This window comes from Corynebacterium sp. ED61, assembly GCF_015233855.1.
Classification (GTDB): Bacteria; Actinomycetota; Actinomycetes; order Mycobacteriales; family Mycobacteriaceae; genus Corynebacterium; species Corynebacterium dentalis.
Genome location: NZ_JADGIT010000001.1, coordinates 360230 through 378378 on the forward strand (window position 1 = coordinate 360230; position 18149 = coordinate 378378).

Below are 18149 nucleotides of genomic sequence, written 5' to 3' on the forward strand. Positions count from 1 at the left end.
CACGGGGAAGCTGACAGCAGTTCGGGGGCGACTATCCCATGGTGCGAGGCTCGGTACACTGGCAAACATGGCTGAAAACACTGATACTCAGAACACTGACAACCCCAACGTGCGTCTTGAGGAGGGTCAGGCTGCACCGCAGTTTTCCCTGCTCAACGCGGACGGCGAGACCGTTTCCTTGAGCGATTACAAGGGCAAGAAAGTCATTGTGTACTTCTACCCCAAGGCTGATACGCCGGGCTGCACCACCGAGGCCTGCGATTTCCGCGATTCACTGACTGAGCTCAACGGCCAGGACGTGGAGGTCGTAGGAATCTCTCCCGACAAGCCGGAAGCGCTGAAGAGGTTCACCGATAAGTACGAGCTAACCTTCCCGTTGCTCTCCGATGCTGACAAGTCCGTCATGAAAGCCTACGGCGCGTATGGAGAAAAGAAGAACTACGGCAAGGTCGTGGAGGGAGTTATCCGCTCCACTTTCGTGGTGGATGAGCAGGGCAACATCGCCCTGGCGAAGTACAACGTGAAGGCAACGGGCCACGTGGCGCGCATCATCAAGGAGCTGGAGAAGTAGTTTTCCGGTTTCTTAAATCCTCGCCACCGGGTTCGAAAGGCTCCCCGGTTAGGGATTGAGTAGTTTTCCGGGATGGTTTGCACAATGATCCCCGGAAGTGGGATTGCCGTGGCGAGCGGGATTCTGGCGGGATCGGAGAATTCTGCGAGCATGGAAAAACCCCATCTAAGCAATTAGATGGGGTGTGGTGCGCCTGGGGAGACTTGAACTCCCACGTCATAAGACACTGGAACCTAAATCCAGCGCGTCTGCCAATTCCGCCACAGGCGCATCGTGTCGCATTCACTTTCACGTTCGCACGCTAAGGCAACACCGAGCTTAATCCTAGCAAGACAGCGGTTGGATTCTTCAACCCGCAGGTAGGTAGAGTGTTTCACTGTGAGCACCCAGCAGCATCGGGACGATTTCCCCGCCAACCAGCACGCTAAGAAGGCTCAGCCCTTCCCGCTGCGGGTTCGAATCATCCAAATTTGCTTTCTCGTCGTGGCCGTTTTAGCCACCATTGGACTCGCATTCTGGCAGTGGGAACGCTTCACGTCCGCCTCCGGAGACTTCCAGAACTTGGGCTATGCCCTGCAGTGGCCAATTTTCGGCAGCTTCATGGTGTTCGCCTATTACAAGTACATGCAGTACGAGCGCGAACGCCTCGAGGGCGAGGACATGGCCGCCGTTCCAAAAAAGGTCCGCGAGTCCATGCGCGAGATCCCAGATGATTTCATCGAGTTGCCGGGCAACAGTTCCGGTACGGATCTTCAATCCAACGCCCTAGTCGATGATCGACGGCGCTCCTCCCGCACGGTCCCGCGGGATAAATAACCCCAGTCCTTCACAACCCCTAGTCTTCGTTTTCTAGAAAGAAGCACAGAAATAATGACTAATGCCACTATCCACCCCGAGCGTCAAAAGCGCGTGGCCAAGAGCCTGAAGTTCTACTCCATCGCCGCGATCATCACCGGTATTTGGCTGTTGGTGCTGGTCGTGGAGATGTCCTTGAAGTACCTCATCCTCGATGAGGCACCGGCATGGTTCCAGTACATCGGTCAAGCCCACGGTTTTTTCTTCATCATTTACTGCATCGCCTGCTTGGACCTCGGAACGAAGGCCCGCTGGGAGCCAGCCAAGTGGCTCACCACCATCCTCGCTGGTGTGGTGCCGTTCTTGAGCTTCTACGTGGAGCGCAAGCGTCGCCTAGAAGTTAAGGAAGCCTTCCAGCTTCCTTAACCCCTGCCAATTTCCCTAACCCCAGCGCCAGCTCCCTCAACCCGCGCCGGCAGTTTTAATCCGCGCCGGCAGTTTCCACTGCCACTTCGTCGATGTCCTGATCGGTCGGCGCGGTGGGCCGGTAGGTGGAATCATCGGCCTGATCCTCTGGACGTTCCCAAGCGCGCTGCAGGCAAGAGAGCACGCCCACGGCCGCCGTGCGTACGCCCACTGGAAGGGTCTTCAGATCCGGCAAGAACATCGGATTGTGGTTGGTCGGGATGTCGATATCCAACCGACCAGCCTTGTCCGCACGGTCCCACTGCCACCGTGGCGTAATGCCCACCGTCCACAGCATGTACGGAGCGCCAAACGCCCTGGGGAGCACGGGGAAATCCTCGGATGCCGTCCATGGCTCCATGTCCACGGATTCCGCAGCGAATGCCTGGTCGAAGTTCTGACGAATGGTGGTGAAAACTTCCTCGGAGTTGTTGGTCGCTCCCAACATGCCCACGAACTTGAAGCTCGGCTCACGCTCGGCACCCATGGACATCGCCTCGGCGCGCACCACGCGTTTAATGGAATCCACGCACTTCTTACGCAGCGCTTCATCATAAAAACGGCAGCTCAGCGAGATCTTCGCGGAATCCGGAATCACGTTATTCGCCTTGCCCGCTTCCACCGAGGCAACGGTGATCACGGCGAACTGGTTGGGCGGAACCTCGCGAGAAACCACGGTCTGCAGCTTCATCACCGTGGATGCAGCTAGCACCACGGGATCCACAGAGCGGTGTGGCATGGAGGCGTGAGCGCCGCGACCGTACAGCGTGATTTCGATGGTGGTGGAGCTGGTCATCACCGGTCCCGGCGCGGTAAACACGCGCCCTGCAGGCCCAGCGATGATGTGCTGCGCAAGACACACATCCGGGCGCGGGATCTTGGTGCCCAGTCCATCGGAAATCATTCCGTTGGCACCGATCGAAGCCTCCTCGGCGGGCTGGAACAATGCCACCACTGTGCCCGACCAGCGATCCCGGGTTCCATCCAGCACTCGCATGGCACCCAGCAGGGACATGGTGTGGTGATCGTGTCCACAGGCGTGCATCGTGGGAACACGCTGCCCTTGTGCATCCAGCTGGGAGTGCTTGGACTTGTAGTCCACGTCTGTTTTCTCTGCCACTGGCAGGCCGTCGAAATCCGCACGGAACAGCACGGTGGGGCCTTCCCCGTTTTCCAGCACTGCGGTGATGCCGTAGCCACCAATTCCGGTGGTCACGTCCCAATCTTTGAAGTAGCCGAGCTCGCGGATGATGCGTTCTGCGGTCCTTTCCTCCGCCGTGGAGAGTTCCGGCTCGCGGTGGAATTCCTTGTAGGTTTCTTCCAGCCACTCCAAGTCCAGCTGGCCTCCGTCGGCCACCGTTTCCTTGTCGAACCGTCCGCCGTACAGCGGGCCCATGTAATCCTCGACGATTTCCGCGGGGCTAGCGGCCAAATGTCCTCGAGGGCTCAGGGTGCGACCTGATGTGGATCCCGTTTCGGCGGTCACGGACTGATGTTCCTTTCAGCAGAGTGAGAGTGCTTATGTACTTACTGGAGCAAAAGCCACCAAAGGCGTTTTACTCAGGCTGTCTCTAGTCTACTGAGCCTTTCCAAAAGCGGTACTAACTTCGCCAAAGCCTTTCCGCGGTGGGAAAGTTCGTCCTTCCTTTCGGCGGATAGCTGCGCCACGGACTTGCCTGGTTCCTCGTCAGGCAGGAACAGCGGATCGTAGCCGAAGCCACCCACGCCCTGCTCTTCCCGGGCGATGCGCCCCTCCCAGCGGCCTTCTGCCACGTTGACCGTATCCATGCCAGCAGCTACAGCAATCTCCTGGGGTAGTTCCATCACGCACACAGACACGTAGTGCGCGCCGCGTCGTTCGTCGGGAGTATCGGACAATTGTCCCAGCAGCAAACGGTTATTCGCGGCGTCGTCGCCATGCACACCGGACCACCGTGCGGACAGCACACCGGGCATGCCACGCAGCTCGTCGACAGCGATGCCGGAATCATCGGCGATGGTGACCAGCCCGCTGTGGCGCACTCCGTCGGCAGTTTTGATGCGCGCGTTGTCCACAAAATCCGCGCCGGTCTCCGGAGTCTCCGGGTATTCGGCCACGTCGCGCAGGCTCACCAGCTCGATGCCGGTCACCCCCGCGTTATTGAGGACCCGGTTGAGTTCCTTGAGTTTCTTTTCGTTTCTCGACGCCACCAGCACCCGCATTAGTTCAATTCTCCTGCGAGTGCTTCCTTTTGTTTTGCGATGAGCTCTTGCAGGCCGCCTTCGGCGAGGTCTAGGAGTTGGTTCAGCTCGTCTCGGGTGAATTCGTTGTGCTCGCCGGTGCCTTGGATCTCCACGAAGCGGCCTTCCTCGGTCATGACCACGTTCATGTCGACGTCCGCACGGGAATCCTCCTCATAGGGAAGGTCCAGGCATGGCACGCCGTTGATGAGGCCCACGGAAATAGCGGCGACTGGGCTGCGAAGTGGCTGGCCCCGAACCACGCCCTGCTCCTGCAGGTATGCCAGCGCATCGGCCAGTGCTACGTAGGCGCCAGTGATGGCAGCGGTACGGGTGCCGCCGTCTGCCTGGAGCACATCGCAGTCGATGGCGATGGTGTTTTCGCCCAGTTCGCGCAGGTCAACAGCTGCGCGCAAGGAGCGGCCAACTAGACGAGAGATCTCGTGCGTGCGTCCCTTGACCTTGCCGCGCATGGACTCGCGCGGCATGCGCTCATGGGTGGAGGAAGGAAGCATGGCGTACTCGGCGGTCAGCCAGCCTTCGCCGGAATCGCGCTTGAAGCGTGGAACACCAAATTCCACGGAAGCTGTGCACATCACGCGGGTGTTGCCGAACTCCACCAGCACGCTGCCGGCGGGATTGGATGTGAATCCTCGGGTGATGCGCACGGGGCGCAGTTCGTTGGTGGCGCGGCCGTCCGCGCGGGTAAAGGTTGTGTCGTTAGCCATGTCTGCCACCTTACAAGGCGGTCAGGACAACTCTCCGAGCGGCGAATTCGGACAACCGCTCAATTAACTTCCTAGAAGTTGAGCACCATTCCGGCGTGCGCCACGATGATCTCCCCATCGAACTCTCGCTGGGCACCCCGCAGCGCTGCGTCTTTGTCACCCCAAGGCGGTACGTGGGTCAGCACCAACGTGGTCACCCCAGCTTCTGCGGCCGCACGCCCCGCTTCCTGCCCAGACATGTGCATGCCCGTGGGCTTGCCCTCGGAGGTCTCGCCCCATCCAGCCTCGCACAGCAGCAGGTCCGCTCCCTGGGCAAACTGCGCCAAAGTATCCGTGGCAGCGGTGTCGCCGGAGTACACAAAGCTCTTGCCCTGGGCATCGTGAATACGCGTGAGGTAGGCCTCCGTTGTGTGCACAGCGGGGGCGGCGAAAACCTGGAAATCGCCAACGGTGTGGGATGGCCAGGAGTTGGCGTCGAAAACACCAAAACCCACCTCATGAACACGGACGTCGAAGGTGTCAGAAATGTCGTCTGGAGAATCTGGGTAATCCGCGCCGGCCATGGACAGGTGCTGTTGAGCGATCGCCGGCCCCAGCAACGTGTGCGTGCGCGTGGCCGCGGCCGTGGGGTGGAAACGCCGCCAGACCAGCAACGATGGGAAATCTAGGCAGTGGTCGGCGTGCATGTGGGAGAACACCACGTGGCACTCGGACGGCTCGATGCCTTCGGTGGCCTGCATGGCCGTCAGCACTCCCGGGCCTATGTCTAGCAACACGCTCTCTTGGCCGGAACCGCGCACGAAGTACCCAGACGCGGGGGAATCCGGGCCCGCTACGCTGCCAGAACAGCCCAAGACAATCAGTTCCATAGAAGCACATTGTCACATGGATTGGGCATTTTGCCCTAAGGAAAACTCCATAAGTTAGGAAACGTCACACGGGGTGCGCCGTTGCCTGCTTCCTCACTTGTGCACTTTTGCCCCGGTGAAGGCGCCTAACGCGCATAAATCCCCGAAAAACTTAGCGGAACAATTCCGGGATGTGAGACACGGACGTAATCGCCGGGCCCAAAAACCGCGTGGCCAAGGAGGCGAAGCGCGCCGGATCGCCCGTGGATTCGAAGCTCAGGCTCACCTCGCGATCGGGATCCGTATCCGCGAGCTGACCGGATTCGCTCAAGGTGCGGTACACGGATTTCGCGGTCTCCTCCGCGCTGGATACCAGCGTGACCTCATCGCCCATCACCAGCTGCACCACGCCCGTGAGCAGCGGATAGTGGGTACAACCCAGCACCACTGTGTCCACCCCGGCTTCCTTCAACGGCTCCAGGTAGTTCTCCGTGATGCCCAGGATCTGCCGTCCGGTGGTGATTCCCCGCTCCACGAAGGGCACGAATAGCGGGCATGCCTCGGAGTACACGTCCACCTCCGCCAGGCCTTCGTCCGCGATGTAGCGCTCGAAGGTGCGCGCATATTCGCCCGAGGCGACGGTAGCGGCCGTTCCAATCACGCCGACCTTGCGGTTGTGTGTGGTCGACGTGGCCCGTTTTACCGCGGGCAGGATCACGGGGATGACGGGCACGTCGTAGTCCTCGATCGCAATGTCTGCAAACGCCGCGGACGCTGAGTTGCACGCGATCACGATCATCTTGCAGCCGCGAGCCACCAAGTCATCCGCCACCGCCCGCGCGTACGTGCGCACCTCGTCCAGGGACTTATCCCCGTAGGGCGAGTGCGCCGTATCGCCGATGTAGATCAGCGATTCGTGCGGCAGCTGGTCCACGATCGTGCGCGCCACGGTCAGCCCGCCCACGCCGGAATCGAATACGCCGATGGGTGCGTTGTTGAACGTCTCCGGTCCGATGTCGGCAAGGTCAACGTTGTTCGTCACCTGGTCATCGCCCATGGTTGATTCCTCTCTGTGGCGCAAGCAGTTGGTCATTGTTCTTTTTGTTCGACGCCACCCCGCTCGCCGCGGCGATTACTCCGCCGATAGCTCCAAACAAGTGCCCTTGCCAGCTAACGCCTTCTTGGCCGGGGAGCATGCCCCACACCGATCCCGCATACGTAAAGCCGATGATGATGCCCAGCATGATTTGTGTGGCGTTGCGGGTGAAGAACCCGCGGACGATGAGATAAGCCATCCACCCATAGATGAGTCCCGAGGCACCCACGTGGACGGTGTACGGATTGCCGAAGTACCAGACGGCACCGCCTGCCACCAGCGCGATGATGATGGAACTAATCCACACTTCTCGCTGCCCGGACAAAGCCAGGACGAACAGCAGTATTGCCACGGCGGAAGAATTCATCACCAGGTGCGTGAAATCAACGTGAATGAAGGGGGCGAACAGGATGCCCCACAGTCCGTCGGTATCGCCGGGACGAATTCCGTAGTAGATCAGCCGGTGATGCATGAACGCATTGACGATGTGCACGACCCACAGCACCACCAAGAAGGTAAACGTGGTCAGCCCGGCAGAGGCGAAACGGTTAGGCTTCTGCTTTCTCTTCGCTGGAGGAGTGCCTGCAAAGTTGGGACCGCCAAACTGAGAGCCTCCGTAGTGAGGCCCGCCGTAGCTAGGACCTGTCATAACCGGCGGCCTCCTTCCACGAGGGAGTTTCATAGGCAGTGGTGGCGTTCAACACTGCGTGGACAATCGCGCGCTCCACGCAGTTGGCTCCCGTTGCAGAGAGCATGCTCATGCCAATCGGATCCACGCTCGTGGCCTTGTCCGAGGGACCCTCCTGCTGCTGGGCTGTGGACAATGCAAACAGCGTATCGCCGTCCATCGGCATATGCACTGGTCGGATGGCTCGGCTCAGCCCATCGTGTGAAGACATCGCCAGCCGCTTGGCTTGCGCTTTGCTGATCGGCGCATCCGTGGCCACCACGCCAATGGTGGTGTTGAGCTCAGAAAAGCCCACCATCTCCGGCAAGATCTTGGTTCCCAGCACGTTCATCGCTGCCATCTTCTCCACGTTGTCCATAGGCACCGTGACATCCTTCAGGTTTCCGAACTCCTCGCCGAGTTCCGCCTCCGCTCCCCACAACATCCCTGTTGCTGGGTTGAACACGGTCCCTTGAGGATTGACCACCACGGCAGCGCTGACGGTGTATCCAGCTAAAAGCGTGCCTTCCGGAAATACTGCGCTGGCCTGGCCGAAGCCGCCTTTGAGCGCTCCAGCAGCAGCACCCAAACCCGCGCCCACGTTGCCCTGTTGGTGAACAGCGGTCGTGTCCTCATTCCCGGCGCGGTAAGTCTCTAGGGCGCACCGGGCAGCCTCCACTCCCGTGGCTTGAGTGGGGCGGGATTCCCACTGACCCAACAGCAGGTCGAAAATGACCGCTCCCGGAACAATCGGGATCTTTAACTCCGGAGCGAGCTCTCCGAGAACGGGAAAACCAATGCCCTGGGACTCTAACTCGGACATGACGCCCGCGATGGCGTCGAGACCAAATGCGGACCCACCGCACAGCGCCACCGCATGGATCGCACCCACGGTGTTTTCCGGAGACAACAAATCCGTCTCCCTGGTTCCGGGGCCTCCCCCACGAACATCGACGCTGGCCACGGCACCTTCCGGGGCCACAACCACCGTTACGCCGGAATCGCCCTGGCCCTCGTCACAGATCGCATGGCCCAGACCCAACCCCGGCACATCCAACAAGCCATTGCGCGCGCCGGGCGTACAACCGAATAACTCCACGCTCATTAGCGCGACCCGTCAGGACGATCCTCGGGGTTGCCTGGCTCATCACCGAAATCATCACCGAAGGAGTCATCGATATCCAGGTCCCCCATCATCGCAAACATCAAGGAATCCAAGTGCCCGCCGAGCCAATCCATGTACTGCTGGGCGGCCACGCAGCGTTCGTCGTCCTCGCCGTGACGCGCGATCAGCGTCTGCAGCTGCTGGTGGTGATAGGTGCGGATATCACTGACTGCGTTAGTCCATAGCCGCGCCTCGGACTCGGAGAGCGTCAAGTTCACCGAGCCATCTGGTCCCAGGGCATCGGCCACCACGCGCAGGCTCAACAGCTTATTGCGAATGATGTCCGTCTCGTTGAGCTGACGCATCAGGGAGGCATCGCCCTCGACTTCCTCCGCGCCGTCTTTGAAGAAGGACGGCAGCAAGCGGGCGAGCGCGGGGTTGTCCGGGGCATCGGCGTGCCCCGAGGTCATGCCGGTCAGCTCGGCCAGCTCATCTTTTGGTGCGCTGCGCACTCGGTCCATCAGCGCATCGGCGATGGTGGATGCACTCTCCCCCAGCATTTCCCGCTCCAACGGCTCCAGCCTGGTCACATACCGTGTGCCACGCATCATGCCTTTTTTCTTCGACCATGCATCCATGGGTGCTAGCTTCCTCCTCGAAGCGGGTGGGTCGTAATGAAACCTAGAGAGTGAAATCTAGAGAACCAACCAGGGAAAAGTTAACCGTCCGAGCGCTGCATCGTGGCCCACAGACCGGCAGTTTGCAGCTTCTTCACGTCTGCTTCTACCTTGTCGCGCTCCCCAGAGCTGACCACGGCTTTGCCTTCGTTGTGCACCTGCATCATCAACTCCGTGGCCTTCTTGCGCGAATAGCCCAAGGTGGTTTGGAAAACGTAGGTCACGTAGCTCATCAGGTTCACGGGATCATCCCAGCAGATGCACAACCAGGGCAGGTTGGCTTCCGTGAGTGTGTCCGGAACCTTTTCCTCTACTGGCGTTGCTGTTGGTGCTGCTGGAGACGTCATGACCTACACCATACCGACCTCTCCCCTGCTGTGTCCCTGCCCAACCGACGCATGCTGTCCGAACGGGGTACTAGAGTGATACGGGTGACTTCCACTGAGAACCGTGAATCCGCGAACGCCCGCAGTACTCGTCAGCGCTCTTCTGCCTTGCTGACGGATAAATACGAGCTCACCATGCTGGAAGCAGCACTTGCTGATGGCTCCGCGCACCGCCAGTGTGCCTTCGAGGTCTTCACCCGGCGCCTGCCTAACGAGCGCCGCTATGGCGTGGTCGCGGGCACCGCACGCGTGCTGGCAGCTGTGCAGGACTTCGTGTTCACGGAAGAGCAGCTGGAGGACTTGGACTTCCTCAACGAACAAACGCTGGAGTACCTGCGCACTTACCGGTTCACCGGGCAGATTGATGGGTACCGCGAAGGCGAACTGTACTTCCCTAACTCCCCGATTCTCTCCGTGCGCGGCACGTTTGCCGAATGCGTGATCCTGGAGACGGTGATCCTGTCCATCCTGAACTCCGATTCTGCCGTGGCTTCGGCCGCCGCCCGTATGGTCACCGCCGCCGCGGGGCGTTCCATCATCGAGATGGGGTCGCGGCGCACGCACGAGTATGCCGCCGTCACCGCCGCGCGTGCTGCGTATCTTGCGGGATTCGACGCCACCTCGAATCTGGAAGCCGCTCGTCGCTACGGCATCCCTGCCTCCGGAACCGCTGCGCACGCGTGGACGCTCCTGCACGTGGATGACAACGGAATGCCTGATGAAAAGGCCGCTTTCCAAGCACAGATCGATGCCCTCGGCGTGGGTACCGTGCTGCTGGTAGACACCTTCGACATCGCCCAGGGTGTGAAGAATGCCGTGGAAGTCGCTGGTCCGGAGCTCGGCGGCGTGCGCATCGATTCCGGCGACCTCGGTGTTCTTACCCGCGAGGTTCGGGCGCAACTCGATGAGCTGGGTGCCACGAAGACCAAGATCGTGGTCTCCAGCGACCTCGACGAATTCACCATCGCAGCACTGCGCTCCGAGCCCGTCGATACCTTCGGCGTGGGCACCTCCGTGGTCACTGGCTCCGATGCCCCTACCGCCGGCTTGGTCTACAAGCTGGTCGAGGTAGAAGGCCACCCCGTGGCCAAGCGCGCCCGCGGAAAGGCTTCGCAGGGCGGGGCCAAGGCCGCGGTCCGCCTTTGCCGAGCAACGGGCACAGCAGTGGAAGAACTGACGTACCCATTTGGTGGCGAGGAGCCTGCGTCGAACGGCTTCACCACCCGCGCGCTAACCGTGCCTTTGGTTCGCGACGGCAAGCTGGTGGACAACCTGCCCACCCTGCAAGAATCCCGCGATTACCTGGCCGCACAGCTGGTCACCCTTCCGTGGGAAGGCCTGGCGCTGACTCGTGACGAACCTGCACTGACTGTGCGCCACATTTCCCAGTGACGGACAAGCAGAACTCCACACAGAAGCTGCTCGCGACCGCTGTAGATTCGCTGGGCGGCACCCCGCGCGCGGGCCAGCAGAAGATGGCCGATGCGGTGCATTCCGCCATGTCAGAGCACAAACACCTGGCAGTTCAAGCGGGCACGGGCACGGGAAAGTCGCTGGCCTACCTGATCCCGGCTATTCAGCGCGCCATGGGCGATGACCTGCCAGTGATCATCTCCACCGCCACCATCGCCCTGCAGCGCCAATTGGTGGAGCGCGACCTCCCGCGGCTGAGCAAGGCCCTCAAAGATGAGCTTCCCCGGCCGCTGGAATCCGCGATCCTCAAGGGCCGCAACAACTATCTGTGCCTCAACAAGGTGCACGGCGGCGCGAAGGAGGCCAACAGCGATACGGGTGTGCATCCCGATGCCGAAGCCTTGCTCTCCCCCGAGGAAATTTCCCACACCGGTGCGCAGGTCAAACGCCTGCACGAGTGGGCCAATGAGACCGAAGATGGAGACCGCGACAACCTGGAACGCGGTGTCAGCGATCAAGCCTGGCGCCAGGTCTCCGTGGCTTCTCGCGAGTGCCTGGGTGCCTCGCGGTGCCCGTTCGGCGAACAGTGCTTCGCGGAGCTCGCGCGTGCCAAGGCCGCGCAGGCGGATGTGGTGGTGACCAATCACGCGCTGCTGGCCATCGATGCGATGGCCGATGCGCCCGTGCTGCCGGAGCACGACGTGGTGGTGGTCGATGAGGCCCACGAGCTGGTCTCGCGGATCACCTCCGCTGCCACCGCTGAGCTGTCCCCCACCGCCATCGCCATCCTGGCCAAGCGCGTGGAAAAGCTCGCGCCCAAGGCGGGCGAGGGTGGCAAGGACGCTGGCTCCGAGCTCGAGGACGCCGGGGATGCGTGGACCAAGGCTTTGGATTCCGCCATCGCCGCCTCTGAACCCGTGGGCCGTCCAGGTTCCATCATCGGCAGGTGGACCGGGGTGCCCGTTGGTTTGGACGTCACGCTGGCATCCCTCCGCGATGCCGCGTGGAAAGCTAACCGCACCATCAGTGGGATCCCCGCGGGCGAGTTCAGCAACGATCCCGCCCAAGCCGCCGAACGCCAGGCTCTTATCGCCGCCACCGAGGAGTTGCACGATACCGCCCAGCGCGTGCTGTCCGCCTCTGCCCCTGATGCCGCCGATAAGCCCGCTGACCTGCTGGGCGAAGACGTGGTCTGGCTGTCTTCGGACCTCAAGCGCAAACAGATCTTCGTGGCACCGTTGAGCGTTGCCGATCTGCTTCGCCAGCGATTGTTCTCCCAGTCCACTGTCATTTTGACGTCCGCGACCCTCGCCCTCGGAGGCAAGTTCACCGGTATGATGGCCCAGTGGGGTCTTTCTTCCGACGCCACCACCCTGGACGTCGGCACTCCCTTCGATGCCCGCACGCACGGCATCCTGTACGTGGCCACGCACTTGGATAAGCCGGGGCGCGAGGGGCTTTCCGCCGATGCCATCGACGAGACCGCGCAGCTCATCAACGCTGCCGGTGGGCGCACGCTCGGGCTATTTTCTTCCCGACGCGCCGCGGAGGAGATGGCGGATCAGCTCCGCGGAGTGGTCCCGCACAAGATTCTGTTGCAGGGCGAGGATTCCATGTCCTCGCTGGTCGAGCAGTTCCGTGAGGACGAGTCCACGTGTCTGTTCGGCACATTGGGCCTATGGCAGGGCGTGGACGTGCCTGGGCCGAGCTTGTCCCTGGTGATCATCGATCGCATTCCGTTTCCACGCCCTGATGATCCCTTGATGAAGGCGCGGCAGGAAGCCGCGGCGAAGGCTGGCCGCAATGGCTTCATGGAGGTTGCCGCGACCCATGCCGCACTACTGCTGGCCCAAGGCGCGGGACGGTTGCTGCGTTCGGTGGATGATCGCGGGATGGTCGCCGTGTTGGATCAACGTTTAGCGACGGCACGCTATGGCAGCTTTCTGCGTAATTCGATGCCGGACTTCTGGGAGACCAACTCGCAGAAGACGGCGCTGGGCGCGCTGCGCCGTCTTAAGCCATGATCCTGGTGCGTTCGATGCCATCGTTAACGCGACGGTTGTAGCTGGTGAGTCCGCGTCGTAATACCAGGCCCAAGAACAAGGTTGGAATCACGAACAGCAACAGGGTGCCCAGCTGAATCCAAATATCGTTCTGGTAGATTCCCGCCATCGCGGAGCGCATCGCATTGATCGCGTGGGTGGCGGGCAGCCAGCGGCTAATGTGTTGGAACCAGTCAGGCAGCAGCGGCAGCGGATAGGCGCCGCCAGAGCCTGAGACCTGGATAATTAGTATGAGCACCGCTATGGCCTTGCCCGCATTACCGAAAGACAGCACCAGTGTGTAGACGATGAGCATGAACACCAGGCTCGTCACCATGCACGTGAGCAGGAGCAGAAATGGATGCTTTGGTTCTGCGTGGGTGAAGACAAGTAGACCCACGACAGCCAAAGTGGCCTGCACTAAACCGATCAAAGCGAAAATTCCATATCGGCCGAAGTAGCTCTGAGTGGGAGAAAAAGCTAGCTCGTCGGCGTAGGAGGCTTCGTCTTCGGACTCCTCCTTGCCTGCTTCTTCGTCAAGATCGTCTTCGGCTCTTGCATTCTCGTCGTTGTACTCAGCTTCGTCTTCGTCCTCAGCGTCTTCATCGGCGAGTTCGGCATCGGACTCAGAATCCGTGCCCATAATCTGCCGCTTGGTGTACGTGACCGCTGGGCGCACAAACACAGCGGTGAGCAGCGCGCCAATCCACAGCGCCAACGTTGTGTACAGAGGTAGCATGCCGGCGCCGAAGCTCACCACGGGGTAGACCTCTTCACGCGCTACCGAAACAGGAGAAACCAACTGGCTAGCCAGGGCCTCCGGGTCTGCCCCCGTGATTTGGGCCAGACGAGAGAGATCTCCGGTCTTGCCCGCATTGGCGAGCTCACCTTCCAGATCAGAGAAGCGCTGGCTCTGCTCATCGAGCTTGTCCGCCATTGTGCGAGCCGAATACTGTGCACTGGCGAGACTCTGGTCCAACGATCCCGGCGAATCGCCCAGCTGGCCTTTGACCGTGTCCAAGTTCTGCCGAACAGCAGCGATGTCATCGCCCAGCTGGTTGAGGGTGCCGCCCAATTGCTGGAGCTGAGGGCGGAGATTCGTGTTGTACGAATTGCGGGCATTCTCCACGGCGTTGCGCGCCCTCTCGATCGCATCACGCACGCCTTGGCTGGATTCCTGCGCCGATGCGCCCCCTGCACGGATATCGCTACTGGTCTGAGTCAAGCGATCGTGCAGGTCCTGGCTGCGTCCGATGGCAGCATCCAGACCAGCCAGCGCTCGCTCGATATCGGGCTGCGCCTGAGCTGGGGTGGGCTGCACAACCGTCTGGTCAAGGGTATCTCGCAACTTCTGCAGGCCGTCAGTCTGCGTCTGCACTCGCTGCGCGATGGAATCGAAGGTGTCCGCAGTGGAGTTTCCGGTACTGTCTACATTCTCGAACAGCGCATCTAGGCGCTGCCCCACGAGGTCATAGCTATTCGACGTCGCATTCAGCGAGGCCTCGACCGAATCCGAGGCGCCGCCAACTGTCGCTTCCAATCCAGAGGCATCAGCAGTGGCACCGCCGATACTCGTGTTGGAATCATCGAACTGTGCACCCGCCGCAGAAGCGATACCGCCCGCGCTCTGAATCAGGGGCCGGGACGTGTCCAAAAGATCCGCGAAGGAGCGCACGGTCTGGGCTCCGGAATGTAGCCGCACGCTCACGTTTCCCACGCGGGATTGAATGCGTTCGAGGGCGACTTGAGTATCGGCCTCATTGAGGTAATCGTCCAGCGAAGAAACCACACCAAGACCAACCGAGCTCACCGTCTTGGTGAAGTTCGCATTGATCTGGTTGATTACACCGTCAGCGCCCTGAGAGGTGATTATCGTGGACAAGGCATTTTTCTTTTGGTTGGTATACAGATCGAGCTTTGTGGGCTCGGTACCCGTGACATAGAAGTTCAGCAGTGAAGTACTGAAGTCTGGCGGCAGGACGATCGAGGCGTAGTATTCACCAGATTCAGTTCCCTCAATGGCCTCATCCTTGCTGGTGATGACCCAATCGATCTGACGGTTCCGGCTCAGCTGTGCCAGAACCTGATCACCGACGTTGACATCCAGCGCAGCCAGATCGCTCTTGTATCCCTCGTCGGTGCTGGCAACTGCGATCTTCAGCTCGTCCGTGCGCGAGAACGGATCCCAGCTAGCCAGAACATTGAACACGGAAAATAGCATGGGAATGATAACTAGGCCAAACACCACTAGTGCAGTCATGACGTTGCGTCTAATGGACCGAATATCCTGTGTGAAGACTTTTCGCGCGCTCATCATGATGGACTACCTTGGCCGTCGTTCGTGGAATCCTGATGGGATTCGATGTGGCTACTCACGGTGGGGGTGGATTCTGGCTCGCTGGACTCTCTTGGCATTGAGTTGGCAGACATCGTTGTAGAGAGTTCATCTCGTAGCTCCTTCGACGGCAATTCAGACAAGGTGTAAGCGTGCCGGTAGCTTTGCTTGACGTACTCCAATCCGGCCACAAAGGCAATGATCAGGAAGAACCATATGCACAGCAATCCGAATAGGATGTCGCTTTGATCTCGGAGGAACTGTGCCAACAGCGCGATCACCACGCTGCCAACGAGTCCCACGATTGCCACTAAACGCAGCAAGAACGAGTAGTTTGTGCGCAACGTCTTCCATCGATGGTCGAGCGTATCGCGGAAAGCATCCTGATCGCGCACGGCGATGAGCACATCGCGCAGGCGATATCCATGCCCCGCAACTTCCACTCGGTCGCTAACGATTAGCTCGCCTCCGTCCAGCTGTTCGTTGACCAAGCGCATCACATTGGCTAGTCCGCGCTTCAGCAGCACTCCCACCACGTAGGCCATCAGAGCCATGAATCCCAAAACTCCCACGGACTTCCAGTAGAAGGTGCCATAAAAGCCACCAATGGTTTCACGCAGCGCATCCACACCATACGTAATCGGCAATAGCGGGTGGATCAGTTGGAAGAAGTCTGGGGTCATTTCAATCGGATACAAGCCCGAGGCCCCCGTGATCTGTAGGAAAGCCAGCACCACTGCGATTCCCCGGCCTAAGTGCCCCAAGGTAGCGACCAAGCTATAGACGATCGTGACGTAGCTAATACCGATGAACACCGCCGTGCCGATAAAGGCCAACGGGTTTACGGTTTGCACGCCAATGATGAGGTTGCCGATCGATACGATCACAGCCTGACAAACAGCAAATATGCCGAGCAATGCCAATCGCCCGCTCAAGGCCTGCCTGACAGACAGCCTCCTGAGGCCTTCCCTATCCACCTCCACGCGGAAGATGATCGTCAACATGAAGGCGCCGATCCACAGCGACAGGTTGGTAAACAATGCCGCCATACCGGAGCCATAGGAGCTCACGGGGTAGACAGCGTGGCTGTTGACCTCAGCAGGTGAGGCGACGAAGCGGGAAATTCCCACGGAATCTAAAGATGTCACGGTATCCAGCAAGCTGCCATCTTCGGCGAACTTCAAAGCCGCCACATCCATCTTCGCGGTATTCAGACCATCGGCCGTCTCCTCGAGTTCGCTCTCAAAAGTGCCCAGCACATTGCCGGTTTTTCCCAACTGCTCACGCACTCCATCCAGGAGCGTGATCGAGCTTCCGACCTGGTTTCGGGTAGCACCAATCGCGCCGGAAAACCCGCCGGCAGTGTTGTTCAATCGGGTGATGGCCGCTTGGACCTTAGGCAGCGTCTCTCCCGTGGCTTTGTGCAACGCTTCGGCGGAATCATTCGCCTGCCCAGTTGCTTGTTCCAGCGCATCGCTGGCATCATTCAGAGCCGTCAGCGATTCGGAAGTATTGGTGCCCAGCGCATCAAGGTCATCCAAGATGGCCCGGTTTTCCGCGTTACGCTCCTCCAAACCGTTGAGAGCGTCCTGCAATGGCTGCGTAGCACCCGGAGCCAGCGCCGTGGCACGCAGCATTCCCTGCAGCTGTTCCACTGTCCGCTCGCCTTGTCTCAGAGCATCTGAGGCATCACGGCGTGCGGTTCCCACGGTGGAGTTGGCTCGTTCCAGCTCTCCGGCGACTGAGGCCACCGCCGAGTTCGCAGATGCCGTTCCATCAGCCAATGCACCCGTGCCATCCACGAAGGCGCCGGAAGTCTCCGTGGCGAACGTAGAGATCTCACCTTGCACGTCCGTCATGATCGATTGAACTTCTGACAAAGACTGCTGCGCTGTATCCAGGGAGCTATCAACCGAACGCAAGGTATCTTGAGCCGCGACGATAGTCGGGTCCGCATCCGCTATCTTCTGCTGCACCCCAGCCAGCTCATTGCTGGCATTATCCAGCGTCCGTGAGGTCTCATCGAAGGCATCGATCGCATTGCCTTGCGCGCTATCCAACTGATCTTCCAGGCGACCGCCCTGCTTCTTGAGCTCCTTGGTCACCGCGTCAGCGACCTTTTCCTTGACCACCGAATTGATGACGGCATCCAGGCTGTTTGCGCCCGTGTCCGTGATCTTGGGAGAGATCGCGGAGTTCTTTTCGTTGACCTGATACTTCAGTTCAGGTTCCGAGTACTTGCCCTCGAAAATGCCGAGAATATCCCCGGTGAACGCGGGAGGAATGGTGATGGAGGCGTAGACATCGCCCTTACGCAAGGCGTCGTCGGCCTCCTGGGCATCCATGAACGTCCATCCCAGCTGGTCATTCTCCTTGAGGTTGTCCTCAAGTTGGCCGCCCACATCCAGCGGACCAGTCAGAGAAGACGTATCCCCCGTGTCCTCATTAACAACCGCCACCCGAATGTTTTCCACATTCTCGTAAGGATCCCAGAAGGCCGCAACGTTAAACCAGGAGTACAAAGCCGGGGTAACCATCACGCCGATGAGGATCACCCATACCTGAGGAACCCTCATTAGGCGGGCGATGTCCCTTAGCAGTACGGTCCACGTTGTTCTCACGGTTCATCATGCTAGCACCTTGAGCTACGCCCTCTAGCAACGATGCTAGTTCTAAATGTAGAAATATTTTTGTAATGCTTGCGCTTGTTGGAGCTTGGCGTCGGCTCGCAAAACGAACCATCACCCCTCGCCACGTGACCGCGAGGTCTCATTTACCGCATTGCGACTATTTGCCTTCCG

16 protein-coding genes and 1 tRNA gene are annotated in these 18149 nt (G+C 60.1%); 5 read left to right on the top strand and 12 right to left on the bottom strand.

The genetic code is table 11. From position 1 onward, the window contains the following. Nucleotides 1-67: 67 nt before the first annotated feature. Nucleotides 68-571: a thioredoxin-dependent thiol peroxidase gene (gene bcp / locus IM764_RS01615; RefSeq protein ID WP_194186641.1), complete on the top strand. Its 504-nt coding sequence runs from the start codon at nt 68-70 to the stop codon at nt 569-571. A 185-nt stretch (nt 572-756) separates the two neighbouring features. Here bcp and IM764_RS01620 read toward each other — a convergent pair. After that, nucleotides 757-841, bottom strand: a tRNA-Leu gene (locus tag IM764_RS01620). A 108-nt stretch (nt 842-949) separates the two neighbouring features. Between IM764_RS01620 and IM764_RS01625 the strand changes: the two genes are divergently transcribed. After that, on the top strand, nt 950-1387 hold the full coding sequence (locus IM764_RS01625) for a hypothetical protein (RefSeq protein WP_194186642.1): 438 nt from the start codon (nt 950-952) through the stop codon (nt 1385-1387). A 54-nt stretch (nt 1388-1441) separates the two neighbouring features. After that, nucleotides 1442-1792 (top strand): DUF3817 domain-containing protein, encoded by a 351-nt coding sequence (locus IM764_RS01630; protein ID WP_194186643.1) that lies wholly within the window; start codon nt 1442-1444, stop codon nt 1790-1792. A gap of 55 nt (nt 1793-1847) precedes the next feature. Here the strand turns inward: IM764_RS01630 and IM764_RS01635 are convergent, their stop codons facing one another. The 9 genes from IM764_RS01635 to clpS all read right to left on the bottom strand — a co-directional run bounded on the left by IM764_RS01635 (nt 1848) and on the right by clpS (nt 9519). Then, nucleotides 1848-3227, bottom strand: a complete 1380-nt coding sequence (locus IM764_RS01635) for an amidohydrolase (RefSeq protein ID WP_194186722.1) — start codon at nt 3225-3227, stop codon at nt 1848-1850. Between the two features lie 164 nt (nt 3228-3391). Next, on the bottom strand, nt 3392-4033 hold the full coding sequence (locus IM764_RS01640; protein ID WP_194186644.1) for a non-canonical purine NTP pyrophosphatase: 642 nt from the start codon (nt 4031-4033) through the stop codon (nt 3392-3394). Continuing rightward, nucleotides 4033-4779 carry a ribonuclease PH gene (gene rph, locus IM764_RS01645; RefSeq protein ID WP_194186645.1) on the bottom strand — a complete coding sequence of 249 codons (747 nt, stop codon included), beginning with the start codon at nt 4777-4779 and terminating at the stop codon, nt 4033-4035. The genes IM764_RS01640 and rph overlap by 1 nt, the downstream gene beginning before the upstream one ends. Nucleotides 4780-4850: 71 nt before the next feature. Continuing rightward, a complete protein-coding gene (locus tag IM764_RS01650; RefSeq protein WP_194186646.1) occupies nt 4851-5648 on the bottom strand; it encodes an MBL fold metallo-hydrolase in 798 nt (265 codons plus the stop codon). A gap of 151 nt (nt 5649-5799) precedes the next feature. Beyond that, nucleotides 5800-6684 (bottom strand): glutamate racemase, encoded by an 885-nt coding sequence (murI, locus tag IM764_RS01655; protein WP_194186647.1) that lies wholly within the window; start codon nt 6682-6684, stop codon nt 5800-5802. Next, nucleotides 6674-7372 carry a rhomboid family intramembrane serine protease gene (locus IM764_RS01660; RefSeq protein ID WP_194186648.1) on the bottom strand — a complete coding sequence of 233 codons (699 nt, stop codon included), beginning with the start codon at nt 7370-7372 and terminating at the stop codon, nt 6674-6676. Before IM764_RS01660 ends, murI begins: the two co-directional genes overlap by 11 nt. Then, nucleotides 7359-8495 (bottom strand): P1 family peptidase, encoded by a 1137-nt coding sequence (locus IM764_RS01665; protein WP_194186649.1) that lies wholly within the window; start codon nt 8493-8495, stop codon nt 7359-7361. The genes IM764_RS01660 and IM764_RS01665 overlap by 14 nt, the downstream gene beginning before the upstream one ends. Next, entirely contained in the window at nt 8495-9133 is a 639-nt protein-coding gene (locus tag IM764_RS01670; RefSeq protein ID WP_194186650.1) for a DUF2017 domain-containing protein, read from the bottom strand. The genes IM764_RS01665 and IM764_RS01670 overlap by 1 nt, the downstream gene beginning before the upstream one ends. An 80-nt stretch (nt 9134-9213) precedes the next feature. After that, nucleotides 9214-9519 carry an ATP-dependent Clp protease adapter ClpS gene (gene clpS, locus IM764_RS01675; RefSeq protein WP_099299151.1) on the bottom strand — a complete coding sequence of 102 codons (306 nt, stop codon included), beginning with the start codon at nt 9517-9519 and terminating at the stop codon, nt 9214-9216. A gap of 84 nt (nt 9520-9603) precedes the next feature. On the opposite strand from clpS, the gene IM764_RS01680 reads away from it, so the two are divergent. Next, nucleotides 9604-10950, top strand: coding sequence for a nicotinate phosphoribosyltransferase (locus IM764_RS01680; protein WP_370551505.1), 1347 nt, complete (start codon nt 9604-9606; stop codon nt 10948-10950). Further along, the gene (locus IM764_RS01685; RefSeq protein WP_194186651.1) at nt 10947-12995 is read left to right on the top strand and encodes an ATP-dependent DNA helicase; all 2049 of its coding nucleotides are present in this window, start codon (nt 10947-10949) and stop codon (nt 12993-12995) included. Before IM764_RS01680 ends, IM764_RS01685 begins: the two co-directional genes overlap by 4 nt. On the opposite strand, the gene IM764_RS01690 is transcribed toward IM764_RS01685, so the two are convergent. After that, nucleotides 12985-15330 (bottom strand): YhgE/Pip family protein, encoded by a 2346-nt coding sequence (locus IM764_RS01690; protein WP_370551506.1) that lies wholly within the window; start codon nt 15328-15330, stop codon nt 12985-12987. The two genes, IM764_RS01685 and IM764_RS01690, sit on opposite strands and share 11 nt — an antisense overlap. Beyond that, the gene (locus IM764_RS01695; protein WP_194186652.1) at nt 15327-17924 is read right to left on the bottom strand and encodes a YhgE/Pip domain-containing protein; all 2598 of its coding nucleotides are present in this window, start codon (nt 17922-17924) and stop codon (nt 15327-15329) included. Before IM764_RS01695 ends, IM764_RS01690 begins: the two co-directional genes overlap by 4 nt. Nucleotides 17925-18149 lie beyond the last annotated feature (225 nt).